The sequence below is a fragment of the Microbulbifer mixtoriginis (SeqCode) genome (assembly GCF_052467945.1).
The window spans coordinates 2,270,822-2,294,709 of record NZ_CP174328.1; the positions used below are offsets into that span (position 1 = coordinate 2,270,822).

At 48.5% G+C, this 23,888-nt stretch carries 23 protein-coding genes; 8 read left to right on the forward strand and 15 right to left on the reverse strand.

The genetic code is table 11. The features are described from left to right. Positions 1-10: 10 nt before the first annotated feature. Positions 11-2,317 carry an Orn/Lys/Arg family decarboxylase gene (locus tag ACJJIJ_RS10090; protein ID WP_444939473.1) on the forward strand — a complete coding sequence of 769 codons (2,307 nt, stop codon included), beginning with the start codon at positions 11-13 and terminating at the stop codon, positions 2,315-2,317. Beyond that, entirely contained in the window at positions 2,314-3,810 is a 1,497-nt protein-coding gene (gene adiC, locus ACJJIJ_RS10095; protein WP_444885905.1) for an arginine/agmatine antiporter, read from the forward strand. Before ACJJIJ_RS10090 ends, adiC begins: the two co-directional genes overlap by 4 nt. Here adiC and ACJJIJ_RS10100 read toward each other — a convergent pair. Then, entirely contained in the window at positions 3,800-4,267 is a 468-nt protein-coding gene (locus ACJJIJ_RS10100) for a YpsA SLOG family protein (protein WP_444884463.1), read from the reverse strand. The two genes, adiC and ACJJIJ_RS10100, sit on opposite strands and share 11 nt — an antisense overlap. Positions 4,268-4,346: 79 nt before the next feature. On the opposite strand from ACJJIJ_RS10100, the gene ACJJIJ_RS10105 reads away from it, so the two are divergent. Next, a complete protein-coding gene (locus tag ACJJIJ_RS10105) occupies positions 4,347-4,802 on the forward strand; it encodes a DUF2269 family protein (RefSeq protein WP_444939474.1) in 456 nt (151 codons plus the stop codon). Positions 4,803-4,848: 46 nt separating this feature from the next. On the opposite strand, the gene ACJJIJ_RS10110 is transcribed toward ACJJIJ_RS10105, so the two are convergent. From ACJJIJ_RS10110 to ACJJIJ_RS10120, 3 genes are all read right to left on the reverse strand, one after another. Then, complete coding sequence (locus tag ACJJIJ_RS10110) at positions 4,849-5,826, reverse strand: hypothetical protein (protein WP_444939475.1); 978 nt, start codon at positions 5,824-5,826, stop codon at positions 4,849-4,851. 58 nt (positions 5,827-5,884) lie between these two features. Beyond that, positions 5,885-6,511, reverse strand: coding sequence for a malonic semialdehyde reductase (locus ACJJIJ_RS10115; RefSeq protein WP_444939476.1), 627 nt, complete (start codon positions 6,509-6,511; stop codon positions 5,885-5,887). Between the two features lie 73 nt (positions 6,512-6,584). Beyond that, positions 6,585-7,046 carry a DUF3429 domain-containing protein gene (locus ACJJIJ_RS10120; protein WP_444939477.1) on the reverse strand — a complete coding sequence of 154 codons (462 nt, stop codon included), beginning with the start codon at positions 7,044-7,046 and terminating at the stop codon, positions 6,585-6,587. 67 nt (positions 7,047-7,113) lie between these two features. Between ACJJIJ_RS10120 and ACJJIJ_RS10125 the strand changes: the two genes are divergently transcribed. Continuing rightward, a complete protein-coding gene (locus ACJJIJ_RS10125; protein WP_444889987.1) occupies positions 7,114-7,374 on the forward strand; it encodes a DUF3081 family protein in 261 nt (86 codons plus the stop codon). A 259-nt stretch (positions 7,375-7,633) separates the two neighbouring features. On the opposite strand, the gene ACJJIJ_RS10130 is transcribed toward ACJJIJ_RS10125, so the two are convergent. Beyond that, positions 7,634-8,260 (reverse strand): MiaE family protein, encoded by a 627-nt coding sequence (locus ACJJIJ_RS10130; protein WP_444939478.1) that lies wholly within the window; start codon positions 8,258-8,260, stop codon positions 7,634-7,636. Positions 8,261-8,549: 289 nt separating this feature from the next. Here ACJJIJ_RS10130 and ACJJIJ_RS10135 point away from each other — a divergent pair, with 289 nt between their 5' ends. Beyond that, on the forward strand, positions 8,550-9,485 hold the full coding sequence (locus tag ACJJIJ_RS10135) for a hypothetical protein (RefSeq protein ID WP_444939479.1): 936 nt from the start codon (positions 8,550-8,552) through the stop codon (positions 9,483-9,485). Between the two features lie 27 nt (positions 9,486-9,512). Here the strand turns inward: ACJJIJ_RS10135 and ACJJIJ_RS10140 are convergent, their stop codons facing one another. The 3 genes from ACJJIJ_RS10140 to ACJJIJ_RS10150 all read right to left on the reverse strand — a co-directional run bounded on the left by ACJJIJ_RS10140 (position 9,513) and on the right by ACJJIJ_RS10150 (position 11,439). Then, positions 9,513-9,953, reverse strand: coding sequence for a hypothetical protein (locus ACJJIJ_RS10140; RefSeq protein WP_444939480.1), 441 nt, complete (start codon positions 9,951-9,953; stop codon positions 9,513-9,515). Continuing rightward, entirely contained in the window at positions 9,950-10,915 is a 966-nt protein-coding gene (locus ACJJIJ_RS10145) for a lipid kinase (protein ID WP_444939578.1), read from the reverse strand. The genes ACJJIJ_RS10140 and ACJJIJ_RS10145 overlap by 4 nt, the downstream gene beginning before the upstream one ends. A gap of 68 nt (positions 10,916-10,983) precedes the next feature. Further along, complete coding sequence (locus tag ACJJIJ_RS10150; protein WP_444939481.1) at positions 10,984-11,439, reverse strand: DUF1289 domain-containing protein; 456 nt, start codon at positions 11,437-11,439, stop codon at positions 10,984-10,986. Positions 11,440-11,745: 306 nt separating this feature from the next. On the opposite strand from ACJJIJ_RS10150, the gene acnB reads away from it, so the two are divergent. After that, complete coding sequence (gene acnB, locus ACJJIJ_RS10155) at positions 11,746-14,361, forward strand: bifunctional aconitate hydratase 2/2-methylisocitrate dehydratase (protein ID WP_444939482.1); 2,616 nt, start codon at positions 11,746-11,748, stop codon at positions 14,359-14,361. A 276-nt stretch (positions 14,362-14,637) separates the two neighbouring features. Beyond that, positions 14,638-15,492, forward strand: a complete 855-nt coding sequence (locus ACJJIJ_RS10160) for a hypothetical protein (RefSeq protein ID WP_444939483.1) — start codon at positions 14,638-14,640, stop codon at positions 15,490-15,492. Positions 15,493-15,527: 35 nt separating this feature from the next. Here ACJJIJ_RS10160 and ACJJIJ_RS10165 read toward each other — a convergent pair whose 3' ends face one another. Both ACJJIJ_RS10165 and ACJJIJ_RS10170 read right to left on the reverse strand, forming a co-directional pair. Next, positions 15,528-16,922, reverse strand: coding sequence for an MFS transporter (locus tag ACJJIJ_RS10165; RefSeq protein WP_444939484.1), 1,395 nt, complete (start codon positions 16,920-16,922; stop codon positions 15,528-15,530). Between the two features lie 476 nt (positions 16,923-17,398). Further along, on the reverse strand, positions 17,399-18,781 hold the full coding sequence (locus ACJJIJ_RS10170; protein WP_444939485.1) for an MFS transporter: 1,383 nt from the start codon (positions 18,779-18,781) through the stop codon (positions 17,399-17,401). Between the two features lie 211 nt (positions 18,782-18,992). Between ACJJIJ_RS10170 and ACJJIJ_RS10175 the strand changes: the two genes are divergently transcribed. Beyond that, a complete protein-coding gene (locus ACJJIJ_RS10175; protein WP_444886542.1) occupies positions 18,993-19,739 on the forward strand; it encodes a sulfite exporter TauE/SafE family protein in 747 nt (248 codons plus the stop codon). 208 nt (positions 19,740-19,947) lie between these two features. Here ACJJIJ_RS10175 and ACJJIJ_RS10180 read toward each other — a convergent pair whose 3' ends face one another. The 5 genes from ACJJIJ_RS10180 to ACJJIJ_RS10200 all read right to left on the reverse strand — a co-directional run bounded on the left by ACJJIJ_RS10180 (position 19,948) and on the right by ACJJIJ_RS10200 (position 23,754). Beyond that, positions 19,948-21,084, reverse strand: coding sequence for a hypothetical protein (locus tag ACJJIJ_RS10180; RefSeq protein ID WP_444939486.1), 1,137 nt, complete (start codon positions 21,082-21,084; stop codon positions 19,948-19,950). A gap of 293 nt (positions 21,085-21,377) precedes the next feature. Continuing rightward, a complete protein-coding gene (locus ACJJIJ_RS10185; protein ID WP_444939487.1) occupies positions 21,378-21,641 on the reverse strand; it encodes a DUF7660 family protein in 264 nt (87 codons plus the stop codon). Continuing rightward, the gene (locus tag ACJJIJ_RS10190; RefSeq protein WP_444939488.1) at positions 21,638-22,723 is read right to left on the reverse strand and encodes a fibronectin type III domain-containing protein; all 1,086 of its coding nucleotides are present in this window, start codon (positions 22,721-22,723) and stop codon (positions 21,638-21,640) included. The genes ACJJIJ_RS10185 and ACJJIJ_RS10190 overlap by 4 nt, the downstream gene beginning before the upstream one ends. Before the next feature lie 310 nt (positions 22,724-23,033). Continuing rightward, entirely contained in the window at positions 23,034-23,243 is a 210-nt protein-coding gene (locus ACJJIJ_RS10195) for a helix-turn-helix domain-containing protein (protein ID WP_252082131.1), read from the reverse strand. A 1-nt stretch (position 23,244) separates the two neighbouring features. Further along, entirely contained in the window at positions 23,245-23,754 is a 510-nt protein-coding gene (locus ACJJIJ_RS10200) for a hypothetical protein (RefSeq protein WP_444939489.1), read from the reverse strand. Positions 23,755-23,888: the final 134 nt, after the last annotated feature.

Genomic DNA, 23,888 nt, shown 5'->3' on the forward strand with positions numbered 1-23,888 from the left:
CGGGAGGTTCATGCACCAGCTCGGAAAACAAGTGCCCACCAATATGTTGGCCCTGCTCGCCAGTGGGGAGATCGCCAGCAACAGCGCTCCTGGCCGCGCCGCCACACGCCTGCAGGAGGAGCTGGCGCAGCGCCGCATCGACCTGATCACCACAGTTTCCAGCGACGATGCCAGTGCCATGTTGCGCGCCAACCCAGCAATACAATGTCTGCTACTGAACTGGGAACTGCCCGGCAGCGGTCACCCCCCAGCGCTGAATGTGCTGGAGCAGTTGCGAGCACGTAATCTGCATCTACCGGTATTTCTGCTCGCAGACCGTGAAACCGTCAGCAATATGCCGCGCCGCGCCCTGGAGCTGGCCAATGACTTCATTTGGATTCTGGAGGACACCCCCACTTTTATCGGCGGGCGTATCCAGGGTGCAATAAGGCGCTACAGCCAGGCGGTGCTGCCGCCCATGTTTGCCGCCCTAACCCATTTTTCCCATGTGCATGAATACTCCTGGCACACGCCCGGCCACACTGGTGGCACCGCATTTTTAAAGTCCCCTGCAGGGCGCGCCTTCTATGATTTTTTCGGCGAAAACATGCTGCGTTCAGATTTGTCCATCTCTGTAACAGAGCTGGGCTCCCTACTCGATCACACAGGCCCCATCGCCGCAGGGGAACGCTACGCAGCCAAGGTATTCGGCGCAGATCGCACTTACTATGTCACCAACGGCTCCTCCACCTCCAATCGCGTGATTGTGATGGCCTCTGTGACCCGCGGCCAGCTGGCCCTGTGCGACCGCAATTGTCACAAGTCTGTAGAACATGCCATCACCATGTCCGGCGCTGTTCCTACTTACCTGATACCGTTGCGCAATCACTACGGCTTGATTGGCCCGATTCCCCCGGATCAGTTGACGAAAGCAGCCATTTCAGAGGCCATTGCTAACAATCCCCTGGCGGGCAGCGCCGATAGCCAGCGGGCGGTACATGCGGTGATCACCAACTCCACCTATGACGGCCTCTGCTATAACGTGCGCCGGGTGGAGGAATTGCTGGGTGAGTCCGTAGACCGGCTGCATTTTGATGAGGCCTGGTACGCCTATGCGCGCTTCAACCCGATCTACCGGGATCGCTTCGCGATGTATGACAGCGAGGACGATGAGCCTCACACAGGCCCGACAAAATTTGCCACCCAGTCCACACATAAACTGCTGGCGGCCTTATCGCAGGCCTCCATGATTCATATCCGCGATGGGCGTAGCCCCATCGAACACGGCCGCTTTAACGAGGCGTTTATGTTGCACGCCTCCACTTCACCCCTCTACTCCATCATGGCCTCGAATGATGTCAGTGCGGCGATGATGGACGGCCCTGGCGGCACTGCGCTCACGGGCGAATCTATCGCTGAGGCGGTGGCTTTTCGCCAAGTGTTGGCACGACTGAAACGAGAGTATGGGGAAAAGGGGGAGTGGTTTTTCGATGGCTGGCAGCCGGATCAGGTAACAGAACCTTCAAGCGGCCAGAAATACGCCTTTCACAGCGCACCTACAGAGCTACTGTGCAGCGAAGCCAGCTGCTGGTTGTTGAATCCCGGAGACTCCTGGCACGGATTCGGCACGCTAGAGAAAGGCTATTGCATGCTCGACCCCATTAAGGTCTCCATCACTACCCCGGGCATGCAGCGCAACAGTCAGCTGGCGGAATGGGGTATTCCAGCAGGCATTATCAGCAAGTACCTGGATAACCTCGGCATTATTGTCGAGAAGACCACTGATTTTACCATCTTGTTCCTGTTTTCCATCGGCATAACCAAGGGCAAATGGGGCACGCTGATCAACGCACTACTCGCCTTCAAACGGGACTACGATGCCAATCAGCCTCTCAGCCAGTGTCTGCCCAATCTGCTGGCCAAACACTCTGGTTATGCCGATATGGGCCTACGCGACCTGGCGCAAAAAATGTTTACCCGTATGAAGGAGCTGCGCAGTACAGCAAAAATGTCCGCTGGTTTTTCTGCTCTGCCACAGGCCGACTGCAGCCCCGTTCAGGCCTATGAAGCCCTGGTGCGCGGCGAAGTGGAATTGCTTCCCTTGAGCCAGTTGGCAGGGCGCAGCGCAGCAACCGGGGTTATTCCCTACCCACCGGGTATTCCGCTATTGATGCCGGGAGAAAATTTTGGCAGCGAGGGCAGTCCAGCCCTGGAATACTTACGCGTGCTGGAGTCCTTCGACCGGGAATTTCCCGGCTTCGGCCATGACAACCACGGAGTCGACGTACACAAGGGGCACTACCATGTGTATACCCTGAACCGGGGGACCGCGCCATAACCCCCCAGACGGCGGAGAGTAATAAAATCGGCCTGGTGCCAGCCACCCTGATGGTGGCCGGCAATATGATGGGTTCCGGCGTATTTATGCTACCGGCCAATTTGGCAGTTATAGGCAGCATCTCTCTGATTGGCTGGTTAATCACCATCGTGGGCGCCGTATCACTAGCACTGGTTTTTGCCCGCCTTGCCGCCTTGGACCCAGCCGCCGGAGGCCCTTATGCTTACGCACGCAGGGCATTTGGCGACTATATCGGCTACCAGACCAACCTCGTGTATTGGCTGGCCAATGTCATCGGCAATGTCGCACTGATCACCGCCGGGCTGGGCTATATCACCCATTTCTTCCCCCCACTCCAGGACCCTATGACCTTTGCCCTGGCCCAGGTGGCCATGATCTGGCTACTTACCTACGCGAATATCCTCGGGCCGCGCATGGTTGGTCGTATCCAATCGCTCACCACCAGTTTGGTGTTTATTCCCATTCTCGGTACAGCACTCTTCGGTTGGTTCTGGTTTGATAGCCAGACATTCAACGCCAGCTGGAATGTCTCCGGCAAGAGCAATGCCAGTGCAATTATGGCCACCCTCACCTTTACCCTGTGGGCATTTATCGGCGTGGAAACCGCATCTGTATCCGCAGCAGTGGTGAGAAACCCCAGCCGCAATGTGCCGATCGCCACTGTTGGCGGGGTATTGCTGGCATCGGTAGCCTATGTCCTGAGTTCTTCAGTCATTATGGGCATGCTGCCTAACAAAGAACTCATCGCCTCTTCGGCACCTTTTGCCGACGCCGCACGTTTGGCGTTAGGCAATACCGCCGCGAATATTGTTGCAGTCTGTGCAGCAGTAGGCTGTATCGGCTCTCTCGGCGGCTGGATTCTTTTGGTGGGGCAATCTGCCAAGGCTGCAGCTGATGACGGTCTCTTCTCCAAAGCCTTTGCCAAAACCAATCCTAAAGGGGTGCCCTCTGTCGGCCTGACTTTGGTGGCCATTCTGATGTCCTTACTGGTACTCGCCACCATTTCTCCCAGCGCCAGCCAGCAATTTGGCAAGATCGCCTCGGTGGCGGTCATCATGACACTACTGCCCTATATCTACTCGGCAATTGCACTGCGGGTACTCGCTTACGGCAAAATACCGCAGCAACAATACACACTGTTTACTGTAATACTGCTAATTGCCGCCATCTATTGCCTGGTGGCACTGGTGGGCTCCGATGGCCAACAGACGCGCTGGTCGCTGATATTTGTTATTGCCACCGTTATTTTCTATGCGCTGATATTAAATCGCCGCCGCAGCGTCGAAGAGAAACACTGGCTACCCGGCGGACCGGAGCCAAAGTGGGTGCAATACTTTACCCTCGGCGCAACAGTCACTGCGCTGTGCGTTTTTTTCTGGTTTTCCGTGGGCCAGCATGCAGACCTAGAGCTTCGCCTGCGCGCCCCACAACCACAAGTTTCGAACCAACAGTCTCAACCACTTAACCACTAAATACGCGCTGTATGGTCTCGGCCGTGCGCCAGGTAATTCCCTGAGAATTTGATTCCCTATTCCCAGCCACATTTAAAATATAAGGTTTATTTTTACCGATAAAATCGCGGATTTGTTTGCAACAGTCATCCCAGGGATCAATCACCAGAAAGGGTTTACCCAGCTCCCGGCAAAACTTAATGGTATAAGAGGTACCATCACTGCCAGGATTGTCGGTAAAAATCAAAGTTGCATCAGAATTACGGATATTCTCTCGAGTGCGCTCTGCTAAATTCCCAGATGCCAGTTCAATCAGCCCGAAGCTTTTGAGAAAATCGGCGCGCTCTCCAACTTCGGTCCAATACCCCTGCGGGGCAGTACCACCGGTGGCAATACCCAATCGTTGCCCGGCGATCAAGCCACCAGTATCCGCACCGGTCTGCCCACCGCTGATAATTTTTTCTGGTTTGAAACTCATAGCCAAATCAAACCTATAGGATTGAAAGTTATGCGCTAAAACTCTACCTTATTGCCGGTTTATTTTGGTCTGCCGCTTTATGAATTACTACCTCGCACTCAAGACACTACATATTCTCTGCGCCATTATCGTACTCGGAACCGGTACCGGGATTGCCTGGTATACTTTGCGCGGCTGGCTGTCCGGTGATTCCCAGGTGATTCAGTGGGTGAGCAAGGAAACGGTGCGAGCAGACTGGATATTTACCGGCAGCGCAGTGCTCGGTTTACTGGGAAGTGCCATGGGGATGCTGGTGATTAACCCGGCATGGATAGAACAAACCTGGCTGCAATTGGCTGCCGGGCTAACCCTAGCGGTTTTCCTATTGTGGCTACCGGTTGTCTACCTTCAATATCAATTGCGCGCACATGCAAACCAAAAAAATAGCCACAGTCAAATCCGTGGGATCATGCGCATTTGGTGCCTGCTAGGTGCTCTGGCTTTTCCCTTAACGATTGCTATCGTTTACCTGATGGTTTCCAAGCCCTCCTTTTAAACAGCATCACGAAAATTTGATGATGGCCAAATACACGATTTCAGCCTTAACGCCCTCCCCGCAGTATTTTATAGCTTGCTCTCTCCCCCATATCTTTCCACTGCCGCTTAAAGTCCTCCAGCACAACCCCTGCGATAATATCGGCAAAACCGTCCGGGGTTTTACTCAACCGCTCTAAGGCTTTCTTTTTACATAGTGGAATAATAACTGCAGATTTCTCGCGTCTATCACACCTCAGCAAGCGACTGCGAATTTGCTCAGCCTCGCCACCGGAACAACTTGCATCGGTAATGACAAAAACATTGGTATCACTATCGAGATCAGGGCAGATCAGGTCCCACCCAAGATCAAACTGCCGGAATACAACCCCGCGAAAGCGCCCCCTGCCCACCTCACTACCTGTGATAAAGGGCCAGGCATGGGCTAGGGTCCAAAGATAAGATTTACTGAGCACATATTGCAGGTGTTGGTTTCTCACCAAACCCAACTGACACTGCTTTTTGAAAGTTTCATCATCCAGTTTTGCCTTACTGCAGATTGCCTTGGGAATAAGCTCCCCTTTATAACTGGTGGTAGGAATTACCACGACAAAATCATCGGCCTCTTTCTTTTTTTCCAAGGCTTTAACAATGGTGGCCTGTAAGTGCAGAATAAATTCTTCGGTAGAAATCACGTCATGGGGTAAAGACACCCTCTCTCCCCCCAGATTCATGTATCGCGATTCATTTCGATACGCCGAAATAATTGGCTCTAGTTCCTCCTTGCTGAACAGCAGTTTTTTACCCAAAACCGCTTCTTCATTAATTTTTCTGGCATAGCAATCCAGAAGCATCTGGTCAGCCCGGTAAATTCCTTTATTTTTAGATGAGACACAGCGTAAATATTCAGTATCCTGAAACGCGAGAAAACGCTCAACTACCGGCCGGCTGATATCCCTGCCAAACAACTCATACAAAACCTCTTCATCTCTGGGTAAAAAGTAATTATTCGGGCGAAATAGATTTTGCAATTGCCTATGAGCCATTCATCTAACTCACTTTTAACCTTCTTCTTGAAATCTTGGTGGCATTCACACAGTGCCCTCAAACAACTTGGCATATCTCATCGAATTCAAAGCGCGGATTGCGCGGATGTAACTTGGCATCCACACCGTATCCCAGATTACAGAGAAAGTTGGATTTAATATGGCCAGGACAGTGTTCCTGTACAAAGGCTGGGGTTGAGGACTGATCACTGAAAAATTCATGATCTACTAGGGCATTATCAAACCCAGACATAGGGCCGCAGTCCAGGCCCAAAGCCCTCGCCGCCAGAATAAAGTAGCCTCCCTGTATTGAACCATTGCGAAATGCCGTCGTTTCTGCCAACTCTGGATTATCGGCAAACCATGCACGCGCCGGTGTGTGGGGAAACAACTTGGGAAGATATTCGTAAAAGCGCATATCAAATGCGATGATTGCTGTCACCGGTGCCGACATGGTTTTCTCGATATTGCCCGCATTCAAAGCCGGTTTAAGCCGGGTTTTTCCCTCCTTGCTCACAATAAAAACAACCCGCATCGGGCAACAGTTAGCGCTGGTGGGCGCCATCCTGACAAGATTGTGCAACTTTTTCAGCAACTCTTGCGGCACCGGTTTATCTTGCCAGTAACTATGTGTTCTAGCTTCAAAAAATAATTGATCTAATGCTGGAGGGGCAATCGATTTCATACCTGGCATTCTCGTATCGCTTTCTGGTGAAAGTCTAGCTTTCAGAACGACGGAGAAACGGTTATTCCAAGTGTTAACGCAGCAGTATCATGCCGATATGGCAAGCAATCACCAGATAGGTCACGATACTGCGAGTACGAAAATACTGCTCCCGACCAGGCAGATTGGGATTTAAGCGGGCCTCCATCCAGGCCACAAAGACAAAACCTATTGCGAGAATGGGCAACCCCCAAGCACTTTGATAAAGCATTAATCCCACCCACCCGGCAAGCGCAACCACATTACTGAGCACGATCAACGCCAACCGATGAGGATGGCCGGGCCGGTTCAGCGCGCCCCCCCACCAGATACCACACAAAAAGCTGAGAATCACTGCGCTGTAAGCGGTAAAGAATAGGCTGGCATCAATACCCAGGAGGGAGACTTCAGTTAGCTGCAACAATAGACCGACAACAAAAGGACAGAGCCCCAGGTAAGCCAGGGCATCAAATAAACGGGTATCCACCACCGGCTGCTGATAGCCGCTACTATCCATGCTGTCTAATCTTCCATACAGTAAGGGAGAACAGAAACAACAAGTTTAGTGGCACGGGGAAGCCAGTATGGAAGAGGAGAGCAAAATTGATGTCAAACAGGCCTTGCGGGTATTTGATCGTGTCACCCGGGAGGGACACAAGGAAACAGACGGCTGGCACTACAAGGGGCTGACAGTGAGCACCGACTTTGATGGCTACACCGTATTTATCAACTCAGCAAAAGTGAAGCTCACCGTCTTTTTTCACAATAAGTTTTCTATCGATTATTCGAACGACAGAGAGCTACAGGATTTTATACGCCTACTGGCTAGTCTTGATCAGAAATGAATACCTTAAGCGCCGTTGCTCCCCAGTGGACTAGCATCAGGGTAGCGCCTAAACCGCGGTAGCTCCTAAACCGCGGTAGCTCCTAAACCGCGGTAGCTCCTAAACCGCGGTAGCTCCTAAGCAGCACCTAAATAGGCACACAGCATTTTGGTGTCCAATGTATGCCTGCAACTGATGTAGAACAACTTCACAGCCCTCCTGTCTAGTTAGGCAAGAAAGTGATCTCCATCAGTGACAGTTCAATGATTTTTAACGGACCCTAGCCCTGCGACTTTCCCGGCACACCGCTATGGAAACGAAACTCACCATCGCCACTCAGCACGAGCTCTTTCTCCAGCGCTAACAACGCCTGCACCCGCTGCTCAATATCTTCATCTGCGGCTTTTTGCGCGAGATATAGATAGTCGCGGAAATGGCGAGCTTCAGATTTCAGCAGAGACAGGTAAAATTTTTGCAGCTCTTCATCCAAGTGTGGCGCTATACGGGCAAAGCGTTCACAGGAACGTGCCTCAATAATGGCTCCACAAATCAGAGTATCCACAAGGCGCCCTGGCTCTGCGCTGCGCACCTCGGCACGCAACCCAGCCGCGTAGCGGGAGGCGCTCACGTGGGGATAGGCAATGCCGCGCTTTTCCATAATGGCCAGTACTTGCTCGAAGTGGCGCAACTCCTCACGAGCCAAACGCGACATCTTGTGCAGCAGCTCAAAATCCCCCAGATAGCGAAACATCAGGTTGAGCGCTGTACCGGCCGCCTTCTTTTCACAGTTGGCGTGGTCCACCAGCATCATTTCCGGCTCAGCCAGTGCTGCCTCAATCCAGGCATCCGGGGTGGCGCACAGCAGGAATTCGTGAATCGCGGACAAATCGGGAACTTGGGCACTCATGGGATCAGTATTTCATCTGGTATCAATCATTTGGCGCGGGATTATAGCGGCACAACAGCAGAAAGGCAGGCCCCAACAGAAATCAAGCGCTGCTCTCCAGGACAGCTTTTACTGTAAATAGCTATCTATCCTTTTCCCTATGACGCACCCCCTTCAGTCAACCTCTAGCCAACCTCTAACCAACTTCACACGCCAGGCACCCCCCAGTTTTAAACAGTCCAAATAGAAATTTGTTAACGGTTTATTAAGTGCATTAAAATATTGATCTTTTAGATAGTGGAACTCGGCGATGAAAGACCATCGGCAATTGGCACTCAGCATCCCCCCCTTACTGGAGCAGATCCACAGCAGCGCAGCAGAATTACGCGACTCTCTTGAACAACTTCAAACTGCCAGTAAGCCCTGGCAACACTATCTGCTGCAGCCACCTTTTGCCTTGGAAGCAGCCCAGTCCTTGCAAGAAAGCTTTGAGCGGCCCTTTTCTCTTGCTGGCGCCCTGTATAACCAGCTGGATTATGCCGAACCTCTCGGAACCGGAGGCGATGCCCGTGCAACCCTGCAAATCCCGGGTCTATTGGCGGTTCCAGACAAGACTCTGGCACTGGCAAAACAACTCAACAGCGACAAAGAGGCCTTTGCCAATGCTATCGCCGAGTACCGATCAGCCTTAGCAGAGCGGCCCATGGCAGAGCGAGACCGCAACGTGCGCGAGGTACTGGCGCAAGCAGGCTACCCCCGCGCGCACCTGCGCCAGTGCTACCGCCTGGTTTTACTCTGCGAACAGCATCCGAATGCCATCACACTCTCCTGGATAAAGGCACGCAAGTCCATTCGCAAAGTCACAGTGCAGTGGTGTGAAAAAAAGCTGGTCCAGATGGACCCAACCGGTGCAGATCCCGGCATCCAATACCAACGGCAACTGCTTGCCGGCCTGCACAAAAGCCAACAGGAGGACCTGCGCCAGGTACAAGTGCAGAGCCGCCCCAATCTACAGGTCGCCGAAATTTTCTTCGCACAGGAAGCTGGAGAGGAAGACCAGTATCGACAAGTGGGTTACTCCTCCATGCCGATACTAGTGGCTGCGAATGAAGCCGGGGGATTGCCTGAATTTACTCGGGTCGATCATCAACCCAGTGTCAGCCGGCGCCGACAAAGAAGGGACCTGGCTATTTCCACAGAGCCATTCCTACCTGCCCTGCGTGTCTTCTTGCGACAGCAACGCTAGCGCCGGTTAACCGGAACGCCCAAAGGGCTACCGGAGCCTTTGAGCCAGCTCCGCCAATGTTTCTTCGAGTTGAGTCCGGCAGGCTTCTTTAAGCGCCTTGTGGGATTTATCAAGAGCACTCAACTCATCATCGTTAAGACGCGCAAGTAGCTCACGATCGGCGTCTTGGCGCTTTTTGAAAATCTCTTTGGTTTTGTCCTCAGCCATTAGGGGCGCAAAGCTCTGCAGTAGCTGTTCACCAGCCTTGAGGTCCCTATCCGGCTCAGAGGGCAAACTATCTTCGGCACGAATCGCCCGCTCTAACTTGTCAGCAAGCACCTGCCGGCGTTTGGTAATTGTGTTTAAGAAATTAGCTGCCGACTTTTCTTCAAGTTGCCCGGCCGCTGCACGGTAATCCTCCTCGCTACGGCTAATAAGCATAAAAAGATCATTCAATGCTGCCTGGATATCAGTGCGAATGAGTGTCATTGCCCTCTCTCTTTTCTACTGAGGAGTTCCTCTGAATTGCGTGGCACCAGAACCTCAAGCGCTCTGGGAATCACCGAAAAGGTTGCAGGGGTTTCAGCAATCGGCTCCCCATCCGCATGAATCTGCAGACGCGGCTTGGTTTCTACCTCTATTCGCTGGGCACTGGCATTAAAAATCCCCTCGGTTAGATGGTGCTTGCCACCGCGGAGCAAAAGTGCCATGCCCAGCAACTCCAACAGGCCGCGCGGACGCAGACTATAGAGGTTAAGCTTGGCATCATTGATGCGTGCCTTCTCTGCAACCAGGTTGCCGCCACCGTAATAACGACCATTGCCCACGGCCAATTGGATTGACCGCATTTGGCAACGCTCTTCATCTAGTGCCAGATTTACCCGGAATTTTTGTGTACGCCTCAGGGCAATAAAGAAGGCTCTCAGATAACTCAGAACCCCCCAGCGCTTTTTAATCTCGGAGTCCTGTGCTTCAGTCACTTTTACCCCAAGCCCCATATTGGCCACATTGAAAAAATAGTGACCATTGACAACGCCGAGGTCGATTAGCTGGCGATGGTTGCCGATTATGACATCAAAAGCCTGCTCCAAGTCGACAATGCCAAGGGAGCGCGCCAAATCATTCGCGGTACCCAGCGGTAGAATTGCCAGGGCCAGTTGGCACTCTTTCAATACCCGAGCGGTGGAGCTGATGGTGCCATCTCCGCCACCGACTATCACAAGGTCAAGGTTCTTGTGACTCTGCCGGATCGCAGCCTCGGTATCCTCTGGGCCCTCGGAATGCAAGACTTCAACCTCTATTCCGTCAGCGCGTAAGCGCGCTAGGCCGCTGTCGATATCCGCCTCGGCACCATTCCGGCTTTTTGGATTAACCACGAGAAGTACTCTACGCGGATTTTTGTGAGCTGAGCTGATAGCCGGTTCTCCATTACCGGAAAGATGAACATCAATTCTAAAGGGGTAAGCGGCCTCGGGAAATACAGTAGCCCAGGCACGTAAGAATGAGCTGAAGCTGTAAGTCAGTCTTGTATCAAGCCAGGGGCGATAAAGCGCTGATAGTAGGCCACAGACAAAGCATAAAAATCTTCATCGATGCGCCGGCGAATTTCCACCAGGCTCACTTCCCTGGCCTGAGCCGTCGGGCGCAGGCCGTAAGCACCCAGATCGCCAATCTGGCTGGCACCGGCGCGCAGCAGCTCAAAAACCCAGCAATAGGCACTTTGGCTTTCATCAAAGCGAATTTGTTGATGGCGCAACTGGGAAAGCAGCAACGACTCATCAATGATTTCCAGCTGGCTGCGTACAGCATTGGTTAAATAGCCCTCCCGCCTGGAGGCAATAATACGGCGCTGCTCTTCGGTATAAGCATTCCAGTCGATCACCTCGTGGGCAAAACGCTTGCACCCACGACAGACATCATCACCTATTCCCGTTGAACAGACACCAATGCAAGGTGTACGGACTTTTTTGTACATCAATTAACCAGATTTAGCCGATCAGGCAACGCGGGCCTGGATTAAAATTGCGCGTAGACTATTTTGTTTCGGCCACTAAGAAAAGAGGTGAGGCAGCTGTAGTGGGCACAGTAAAATTTGCCCTGCGAATAGTCGAAATTCACTTAAATTATTGATTTTTCGATAAACTTAACAGCCGTAGGGCTTTGCTGTAGTATTCGCCACCCCGCCTTCAGCGGCCTCGAAAAAAAAATCCCGACAACAGTACAAAGATCGGGAATTCCACCCGCTGTTGGTGCCACCCCACACACCAAGAGGGACTTATCCGTGCTTGAAGCCTATCGTAAACACGTCGCAGAACGCGCCGAACAAGGCATCCCACCGAAGCCACTCGACGCAGAGCAAGTCGCTGGCCTGGTTGAGCTGCTGAAAAATCCGCCAAAAGGCGAAGAGCAGGAATTAGTTGACCTGCTAACCCACCGTGTACCCCCCGGTGTTGACGAAGCCGCTTACGTTAAAGCCGGCTTCCTGTCCGCCATTATCAAGGGCAACGCGGAGTCCCCGCTGATCGACCGCAAACACGCTGTAGAGCTGCTGGGCCAAATGCTGGGCGGCTACAACATCTCCACCCTGGTCGAGCTGCTGGACGACAAAGATCTGGCCGAACTGGCTGCCGAGCAGCTGAAAGGCACCCTGCTGATGTTTGACGCCTTCCACGATGTGGAAGAGAAAGCCAAAGCCGGCAACGAATTCGCCAAAGCGGTAATGCAATCCTGGGCTGACGCCGAGTGGTTCACCAAGCGCAACAAAGTGCCCGAGAGCATCAAAGTTGCCGTATTCAAGGTCACTGGCGAAACCAACACTGACGACCTGTCTCCGGCACCGGATGCCTGGTCTCGTCCGGACATCCCCCTGCACGCGCTGGCCATGTACAAAATGAAGCGCGACGGCCTGGAGCCAGAAGAAGCCGGTGTTACCGGTCCGCTGAAGCAGATCGAAGAAGTTAAAGCCAAGGGCCTGCCCGTTGCTTTCGTTGGTGACGTAGTAGGTACCGGTTCTTCCCGTAAGTCCGCCACCAACTCTGTGCTGTGGTACTTCGGTGAAGAAATGCCTGGCGTGCCCAACAAAAAGGGGGGCGGTATTTGTATCGGCGGTAAAGTTGCCCCGATCTTCTACAACACCATGGAAGATGCCGGCGCGCTGGTATTCGAGGCCCCGGTTGACGAATTGGGTATGGGTGACGTGATCGAGATCCGCCCTTACGACGGCAAGATCCTGGCCGAAGACGGCAAAGTCCTGTCTGAGTTTGCCCTCAAGTCCGACGTACTGCTGGACGAAGTTCAGGCTGGTGGTCGTATCAACCTGATCATCGGCCGCGGCCTGACCGGTAAAGCCCGTGAAGCCCTGGGCCTGGCGCCTTCCGAGCTGTTCCGCAAGCCTGAGCAACCTGCTGACACCGGCAAGGGTTACACTCTGGCGCAGAAGATGGTTGGTAAAGCCTGTGGCGTTGAAGGTATCCGCCCGGGTACCTACTGCGAGCCGAAAATGACCACTGTGGGCTCCCAGGACACCACTGGCCCCATGACCCGTGACGAACTGAAAGACCTGGCCTGCCTCGGCTTCTCCGCCGACCTGGTAATGCAGTCCTTCTGTCACACTGCGGCCTACCCCAAGCCCGTCGATATCGACACCCAGCACACCCTGCCGGACTTCATCATGAACCGTGGCGGTGTTTCCCTGCGCCCGGCTGACGGCATCATCCACAGCTGGCTGAACCGCATGCTGCTGCCAGACACCGTAGGTACCGGTGGTGACTCCCACACCCGTTTCCCCATGGGCATCTCCTTCCCTGCAGGTTCCGGCCTTGTAGCTTTCGCCGCCGCTACCGGCGTTATGCCGCTGGATATGCCTGAGTCCGTACTGGTGCGCTTCAAAGGCAAAATGCAGCCTGGCATCACCCTACGCGACCTGGTTCACGCCATTCCTCTGTACGCCATCAAGCAGGGCCTGCTGACCGTTGAGAAGAAAGGCAAGAAGAACATCTTCTCCGGCCGCATCCTCGAAATCGAAGGTCTGGAAGACCTGACGGTAGAGCAGGCATTCGAGCTGTCCGACGCCTCCGCCGAGCGCTCCGCTGCTGGCTGTACCATCAAGCTGTCCGAAGACACCATGTCTGAGTACCTGCGCTCCAACGTAACCCTGTTGCGCTGGATGATCGCTGAAGGTTACGGCTCCAAGCGCACCCTGGAGCGCCGCGCGCGCGCCATGGAAGAGTGGCTGGCCAACCCGAAACTGATGGAAGCAGACGCCGACGCTGAGTACCTGGAAGTCATCGAGATCGACCTGGCCGAGATCAAAGAGCCGATCGTATGTGCTCCTAACGATCCAGACGACGCTCGCCTGCTGTCCGACGTTGCTGGCGATAAGGTAGACGAAGTCTTTATCGGCTCCTGTATGACCAACATCGGCCACTTCCGCGCTGCCGGTAAACTGCTGCAAGAACACAAAGGTGGCATCTCCACTCGCATGTGGATCTCCCCGCCCACCAAGATGGACGAGCACCAATTGATGGAAGAGGGTTACTACAACATCTACGGCTCTGCCGGTGCCCGCACCGAGATGCCCGGATGCTCCCTGTGTATGGGTAACCAGGCGCGTGTGGCCCCAAATGCCACCGTACTGTCCACCTCTACCCGTAACTTCCCCAACCGTCTGGGCGATGGTGCCAACGTGTACCTGACCTCCGCTGAGCTGGCTTCTGTAGGTGCCATCCTGGGTAAACTGCCGACTCCGGCTGAGTACCAGGAATACGCACAGAACCTGGACTCCATGTCCAGCGAGATCTACCGCTACCTAAACTTCGATCAGATTGAAGACTTCCAGAAGTCTGCCGAAGAAGGCAAGCGCATCGCAGCGACTGAGATCCAGGAAGTTAGTGTATAACTAACCGCCCTACCTCACTAAAAAGCCCCGCCATTTGGCGGGGCTTTTTTATTTCACACAAAATTGTATATAAACTTTAAAGGCAATTCGCGCCAAATTAAGTTTGTGATGGATATAAGTCTTATTCCCCTTAAAAACTATATTTACAAAAGTTAAAAAGCAAACTAGCTTTAATGCACTTCCGTTATGGCATAACCTGCGAATATTAGGTAGTACAAACAACTTATTACTCAATCTCTATCAAGTAGATTTTTCATTATCATTACAAAAATTCAAATGAAAAAGCTCTTACGAAAATTGACCTTTACTCCCTCTACTGAGGATATTTCAGACGGAAAAGTTTCACATAGCCAAATACTCCCCCAGAGTTCCCCTCCCCCCCAAAAAATCTATTTCAGCCATGTCCCTAAATGCGCAGGCTCATCAGTTTACTTATCTCTTAAAAAGGATATTTATACTCCCTATAGACTGGGAGAGTTCGATATCAAACTGCAGGAAAGTAAATATGCAGCCGACATATTAGAAACCTCAATGATGTCTGTAAGAGAGACTGTACTTGCTTACAATCTATCCATTAAATCAAACTTTTTTGGCCGGGGGCACTGCTTCTGCCGTCCCAACCTGATAAGAAACTTCTATCACGAATGGAATTTCTTAACAGTATTAAGGGACCCTATCGAAAGATGGATATCACTCTATGTTTACAACAGCTTCAAAGAAAGTAAATGGTCTAAAAACACACTCCCCTTAAATAAATACATCCAATCTAACAAAGGAATTGTTGCCGGCCAAACCTTTCTCTACTATTTCTCAAATTTAAGCCTAACCCGTAATCCAAGCCCTGCAGACTACATCGAACAAGCACTTTCCAACCTGCAACAATTTTCAATTGTTGGCACAACCAAACACTTACACCTGCTGGCAAACCAGGTAAGCGAAGACTTTAAAGTCAATTTAAACATACCCCAAATAAACATAAGCCCAAACAGTGAACTTGCTCAACAGATAAAATCCGAAACGGGGACATTGAAGAAAATTGAAAAGCTTTGCGAGTATGATATAGAACTTTACAATAGGTTTCTTGATAATTTTGGGCCAATCTACTCAAAAAAAACTCAGAGGAATACTTAGAAGCAATCAACGAATAAAATATAAAAGCTCCTATTTCAACAGCAACCATTCCCTACAATTCGCTTCCTTCCATTAATAAAAAACACACTCACCACCACACCCAACAAAGCCAAGTGTGCATTCATCAAAAAGGCCCTACTCATACCTGTTGCTAGATCTGGAGCCAGTGCAACGATTGTCGTATTCAAGCCCAGGCCAATAGCACCACCAATAATCTGAAACATATAAATAATGGCTGCTGCGAGGCTTGCACGGTTGAAACGAAGGATCAATATCGCTGCCGTCGTCACAGTTGGATAGAACAAGCCCATACCAACCCCCATCAATATCAGGCCCGGGACAAAAGTAGTTGGATCAATTTGAGCACTAAGCCTCGAAAGAACCAACATACCGGCCCACATAAATAAGGCCCCTAGACTGGAAAGGCGCTTGGCCCCATACCGCCCATAGAGATGTCCAGCCAGAAAAGAGGTGGCACCAAAAGCAAGCATCATGGGGAGCAATGCAATACCACATTGGATCGCAGAAAAACTCCAAATCTTGCTTAGAAATTGGGGGATAAACATAAGTGCAGCAATAAATGCCACAGAGACCAGCAGGGTCGCCACTCCCTCCGCTAAGAACTTCTTATTCTTCACCACATCGATGGGAATTAGCGGCTCTTCTGAGGAGTGGTAATCCAAACAGATAAAAACTGTAAAGAAAATCGCAAACGCCAAAAATAAAAGTATGGTTCGATAGTTAGCAAATCCCATATCTACCGACAGGTCCAATCCAACCAATAGCGCAAGTAATGCCAATGAGAGGAAGAGTAGCCCCATTAAGTCCACGCGCTCAGAGGGAGCCTCAGGCAAGTCACTACCAATCAGTCGCCAACAAACCAACATTGCTACCAAAGTTATCGGGAGGTTAAGAAAGAGAATCCACCGCCAGCCTAAAGAATCAGTCACAATACCGCCAATAATTGGGCCAAGTGCGTTAGCGACAGCACAGCCAAGCATTAATAACCCACCAGCCACTCCTGCGCGTTTACTATCCAACAGGTGGTATGTCATTCCAATCACGGCGGGCCACATCAAAGCACCACCAATACTTAACATTACGCGGCACCCCATCAACATCCAGATGTTAATGGAAAAGCCCCCCAGTAATGAGAACATCGAAAAAAGCGAGGCGCCTATGAAGAAAGTTCGGCGCCTACCCAACATATCGGCTAAACGCCCACATGATATTACAGAAACACCAAAAGCCATGGCATAAGCATTAACCAGCCACATCGTTGTAGTAAGATCGATATTAAAGGTTTTTTGGATCGCAGGTAGGGCAACAGAAAAGGCCGTATAGTCATACCCAATAAGGAAAATAGAGAAAATTAACGCCGCCAGCCCCAAACTGCGGGCTTCGGAAACCGTCAACCCCTTTAAATTCACTATTTTTTACTCACCTAGCCATAAAACACGTTTTATCGACTACTCCATTTTCTGCCCCCCAACAAATACGGCAATTTTAAAACTCCGCTACTTTGCACTCCAAGCATTATTAAAGCCCTTTCTATAAGTCGTTAAATTTTACCTGCCAAGTCAAAAATCACACTAAAACAGCATCCCCTCTCACTATTTCATTAGAGCATTCATTAGCGACCATCGCTTAAAAATAAACCTTAGCCCCCTTCCATAACTGTAAATCATGAAGTGAATCATTCATTAGCCAAGAACAATAGAAAAATACTGAAAAAGAAGCTGATGTTTACCCAAACACAAAGCCTTCAATCTTCCATTCGGTAAAAAGAGTAAGATCTCACACCCTGCAAAGCACTGTTAAATTGAATTGCTCCTTAAACAGATCATCAAAATTGATTTTGAAATTTTACCCAGCAGACAAGATATATAAAGCGTCAAAACCAACCTCAAGACAAACGAACATCAACACCTTTCAAAAAATAAAGTGGCAATAAAAAACCAAGAAAAGTTATATAAGCATCCACCTCAAAAATCCTGTAGACACCTTCAGCAATATCATCATAATAGGCCAAGATTATTGCGTTGAACCCAAGGGCAAGCGCACCACCCAAAAAACGGAACATATAAACAATCCCCCCCACGAGACTTGACTTACTGGGATCAACCAAAGCAACGGCAGCAGTAACCGCGGCTGGCGAATAGACTCCTAAACTTGCCCCCACCAATGCCAACCCAGGGATAAAAAAAACATAACTTGTGGTTTCATTGAGTACTGACAGCCAATAGAGCCCGACACTCATGCCAAAGGCTCCGCTACAAATTAACAGCCTTGCACCACACTTTTCGTGTATCAGCCCAGATATAAAAGAAAAAATGCTGGAGCTTATCATCATTGGCAAAAGTGCAGCCCCTGCCATAAGGGCACTATATTTATGAACCTTAATAAAAAGTAGAGGTATATAAACAAGGACAGCAAAGAAGGCTGTTGCAACCAACAAAACACTAAACACTATAGATAGAAAACTGGTATCTTTTATCAACTCAACGGGTATTAGCGCAGCAGATCCCTTACTGATCTCTCTACAACCAAACCCCACAAGAAATACCATTGAAGAACACAACAATAAAGTGGAAAATAACCCAAAAGCATGCTTTTGAGCCAGCACTTCCATAGCCAGCAAGAAACAAAATAGTGACACTGAAAGCAATAATGCACCCAGATAATCAACATCCTCCTCAATTCTCACTACTTCATCAGCTGGGTACTTCCTACAACACAAAAAAATTATTATAAATGCCAATGGTATGTTGACAAAAAGGACCCACCTCCAGGTTAGGTACTCACTAAAAAAACCACCCAATATGGGCCCTAGGGATGTCGACAAACCAAGGGCAGCCAGTATTAACCCTCCCGCCAAACCGGCTCTCTCTGGAGGTAACAGGTTATAAGCCATCCCAAGAATCGCGGACCAGATCAACGCTCCAGCAAACCCCATTAATGCCCGACATAAGAGAAGCACCCATAGATCTTGTGCCAAACCACCCACAAGCGAGGACAACGCAAAGACAATAACGCCAAATATAAATAATCGCCTACGGCCGTAAACATCTGCCAGTCGACCACCAGTCACAATGATCACTCCATAAGTAAGAGAGTAAGCATTTATTACCCAGTGGACTGAAGTAAAATTTGAGGAAAAATTGGCAGCAATCGCCGGCAATGCAGGAGAGAAAGCTGTAAAGTCCCCTGCAACCAAGAAGACGGCAAGAGAGAGAACAGATAAGCCCCAATAGTGAAGTGATGTGAGCGTACTTTTATCTGCCATCATAAAAAACTATTGAGTGATAACATTCTATTATTTACCAGCCTAACAAGGCAGATTTGACGTGAAATAATGTGAGGAAACTGTAGATATTTTCATATAATTCGACTTACTCCAAAATAGATATCCTTTACCACAACCACTAGCCTTAAAATATTTTTATGCTTACCTTTAAGAAATAAAAATCCCTATTGTAGGCACGAAAATCCTCTGACACATGATCATTACCCTCCTTCTAATTCTCGGCCTGGTTACTGGCTACATTTCTATTATGGCTGCAGGTGGTGGCGCACTGCTGCTAGTCCCCCTAGTAGGATTTCTAGTTGGCCCCCATTTAGTCGCCCCGGTATTAACAACAGGAAATGCGATTGCATCTCCATTCGGCGTGTATTTATTTTGGAAGCACATAGATTGGAAGGTGGCATTATGGCTAATCCCAGGCATCATACCTGGAGCAATTATTGGCGCCTACGTTTACACCCAGATGCACCCGCTATTAATAGAATTTACTGTCGGCTTATTCTTAGTTTCGACCATATTTCAGTTTGGATTCGGGCATAAGAAACGTTCATTTGTTATGTACCTGCCGTATTTTCCAATGCTCGGCTTTGTCACCACACTCTTCTCTTCAATTATTGGCGCTGTAGGCCCTGTACAAAATCCTTTTTTCTTAAATTACGGACTTAACAAAGAGGAACTAGTCGCAACCAGGGGGGTGAGTTCTTTAATGATGCACTCGACGAAACTTGTCGCTTACTTCCATTTTGGCGCGCTTAACACTGAATTGATCACTTACGGCTTGACCATTGGACTGGGAATTATGACAGGCATGTTTATAGCAAAACATTTCCTAAAGATAATAAGCATACAAAAATTTAACAGCTACGCACTTTCGATCATGTTTGTTTCTGGGTTGATTTTAATTTTTCGAGTTAGCGTGCAGCTATGGGAGGCAGTTTCATGACCCTAAAATTACAATTAAAACTGACAAGCAACAATTCAATTTTGAAGCCTTCAAAAACCTTAAGACCTTATAATTTAACCTGACACAAAAGAGCACCCCCATCAACAAACCCAGCCACAAAAATTCAAAACATCTTATAAGCGCCACACCACCATAAAGACTAAGAGGTTATTATCGTTAACTCTTTGGATACACTCATAATTAGACATTAACCCTCATTTCCTTTCCCTTTCCCTTTCCCCCTAAGATATTCTTCCTGAGATATTTCCTGCCCATACCGAAGAGCATCATTAAACAGTCGATTATTATTGGGAACTGGAGTTTGACCTTCCTCTTCACCATAAAATTTTCTGTATATATTTTTAGTCTGATGATCCCTCCTAAACATGACTGACTCAAAAGGATAGTCAATAAAAATATGCCTTAGATTTAAATATTCACCTGTTTTAATCGGCATCAGCTCAGACCTCAAAGACGTATAGTAATTTTTACTTTCAACTTCAATCTTCTTTCTTCGTGGATCATCTTCTTTCAAAGAGCGCCATTTCTCGTATAACTCATGCCCTTTTCCACCTTCAATTGTGGCTCTATTTGCAATAGATGCATATGCGTCCTTACCCAGTAGAGCTATTGCAGACTCAGGAGATTCCTTTGCATATATCATCTCAGGGGAGTTCACCTGTATTTCTGCAACCAAACCACTACTCGTTTTAATTTTAGAGTTTACTCCGCTATAACCTAACGGATCCACAGATCCATCGATAACTTTTACCATTGCTCCTTTTGCCCTAAGCATTCCAACCACTATAGGGATTTTATCCTGCGGTACAACAATGGTATTCCTTGCAAGATCCTTGATTCGAGTTGGGTCACCGCCGTAATCATTAATAACTTTCTCCTTAGATCTCTCTAATGACTTTATCGGCACTTTAGCAACACTCCCCTCATTCATAGCCGCTATTTTATCAGCCAGGAGGTCAATTTCTTTCTTCGCTGCGGGAGCTTTTGCATATAACTCATCAAAGCCCTCGATCTTCTCAGAGTGGAATGATGACCGATCGCTTTTGGAAGTCTCATTTGATACATATTGATGGGACTCAATCCCAACAGGCAACCAACTTTTATTTTTCTTTGAGTTCCCAACAAATAAATTAATGACATAACATCTAGAATCAATAACGCAACTGCCTTTAATGGCACTAGATTCCTGCCAGAACGGATTAGGCCCTGAAAAAAAGGGCTGAGCCAGTGTCGCAGAATCAACCTTTAAAGGTACTAATAAGCCACATACTAAATAAATGACATTATAAAGAGTCAAATAGCATAAAATTGAGCGACTACTCATGTATCGACCCCAATAGAAACATTTACTCACAGTTTATATCTGGAGAGTAAAAAATGGATACCTTAAGGTAAACAGCGACAAGAGTCAGAATAAGATTACTCAGAATCACTATATCACTTAAATAACTTTGAAGGTGTAAATATGGATTTCACCCAACACCATTTAGACCATTATCAGGGAATGTCATCTTGCCTACCCAATCACCAATGGAAAACATTTGGCAAACTCCAGGATAACCGCTTATTAATTTCTAAGCATATTATCCTAGGAGATAAGTAGGGTTCCCTGGCAAATCATTCATAAATTCTTGCCGCATAAATAATTTCAGCAAAGACTTTCCACTGAACATTTTCAGGCATACCCTTCCCTTGATTTGCATAAAATCCATCCATATCTTCTGTCCATGCAGCCATTGCTTCGAGAAAATTGGCTAAATCAGTATTTTCCCAGGTTGATGCGTTATTTTTGAAATCCTCAAGTAGATCTAAGATGAAACTGGAAAAATCAGCCCTTGTTTTAATTTCACCCAGCTTATTTGGCAGATCTAGTGATTTCATCGATCTTCACCTTCTTCACGGATACGAATAGATGTACCATCGTTACGACTGGTAAACTTAAATGATCTGGTAGATAATTCCTCTGATGTGGCGGGAATTATTCTTATCGGCTTATTCGCCTCTTGGAAAGCTTTGAGCCTTCTATTATCCAGGGAGTAAATCTTTCCGTCACGACCAAAGACCCGAATAGGAGGGACATCATACGCAGTTACTTTACCCTCTTTAAGACTTTGAATTAAATCTTCAACTTTACGACCATTTGAAAACGTTGGCTTAATACTATCCTGGGTAAATCTAACTTCTTTGGGATTTATCAGCCCCTTTCGGATCACAGCAATCCTTGGGGATGCTACCCATTTACTGTAGGACGTAAAACGACCTCCCGTAGCATAAGACCGAACTCGAAACTTGTAAGAGCCACTCTTTAATCGATTATTTTTTTCAATTGGGAGGGTTACTGAAACAGCTTTTGCTCCCATATAGACTGAGGACCATGTTGCGCAATCATCTTTACACTGTTCAATTTCATACCCTGATACTTTTGCTCCAGTATCTGGAGCTTCCCATTGAACTTTGACCGTTCCATGAGATTCTGGATTGTCTGAAGCTGTAATCACTGATAAGGGGGCTGACTGTACAGGAGGCTGTACCTGCTGAACTCGCTCTCCCTCGCCACCAGAAGCGGCAACATTTCTTGGCGAAGAAGGTGGGATAGCTACATTTACCCACTTTTCATTGGAGTAAGCGCCACATCCACTACTATTACAAGCCCGGACCTTAAACCCCCAAGATCCTGTAGATAGCTTTTTAACCCGATAAGAATGCCCGGCAATTTTTATGGGCTTAGACCAATCTCCATCATTGTTTTGCTTTACAAGCTCATAGTTGTCTACCGTCTCTGGGGGAGGATGCCAAGTTAACGTTATATCCCCAGTTCGACTTTTCACTTCTGAGACAGCCATTTCAACTTCAGAGGGCGGTGCCACCACAAGGGTTGACTGACCAGAAAAGTTATTAGCAAAAGCTATAAGGGAAAAAGAAAGTAAATATAAATATGCAATGATATGCAGTTTAAAGGCCACTACTATCACCCGAAAACTTATATTGATGAGTGGAAACTACCAATTGCCATATTGCGGCTAACAATTATAGGGTATAGCTTAGCCATAAAAGAAGATAGCTGCTGAATTACTGGTCAGCTTTAAGTGTGGGAAGTTAATGAACCACTACGGAAAAAATGTTTAGGAAAGTAATACAATGCATGAAGATATACGGAGTCCAAAAGTTTATTCTTAAAGGTAACCCCGTACACTAATGTTAGATTCTGGCGAAATTTTAATTGACTATAACCTAGCCCCTTAAGCTTTTCCTATAAAAAATCCAGTGAGCAAGTCACTCATCCCGCCTGAACTCTAAAATATCACCGGGCTGACACTCTAGTGCCTCACATATTGCCGATAGGGTGTCAAACCTAACTCCCTTTACTTTGCCACGTTTCAGTAGGGACAGATTAGCCTCAGTAATTCCTATCTCTGCTGCCAACGACTTTGAACTGACTTTTCGCTTAGCCAGCATTACATCCAAATTGACAATGATAGCCATGCTAAACAAACTCTTTGTTTTCTTGGTCGATTTGTTTTGCTGCACGCAAAATATAGAGGACGCTCACTAGCACGAACAATGTAAATAACCTGCCGATATCAAGTGCAAGGAATAGAGTAAACTCATTATTATGCACATACGATAGATAACTAAGCCACAGCGACTCCAACATACCTAGTGGGATTGAAACTCCATATAGCCAAACTAGCCATAGATAGCATCGGTCACTCTCCTTACCAAAATAATCACCCTTGGCATACTGCCCAAAAAGTCGCCAAAGCCAGTAGATAAACAAACCGGAAAGCACAAAAGTTGGTAATTGGCCGAGGAATAGCATCGGTCTGAACTGATCACCTACCCCCCACAACTCTTGAAAAACTGGATTACTACTATTGAAGCCATTCATGTCATAGAAAAAATAAATGATTGGTAAGCTAGTAACAGCAATAAGGCTAATTACCACGATTGCCCAACGTAGACGTGTACTTAAAACCTGGATCTTGTAGTTCACAATTTTGCTCCCACTGGATAGGCAGGCATTATACAACAATATAATATTTCTGCAATTAAGTAATAAATTATTGCTTTACAATAATTTATTGCTCATCTACAGTATTCCGCGTAGTCATTGTTGATAAGGAGTAA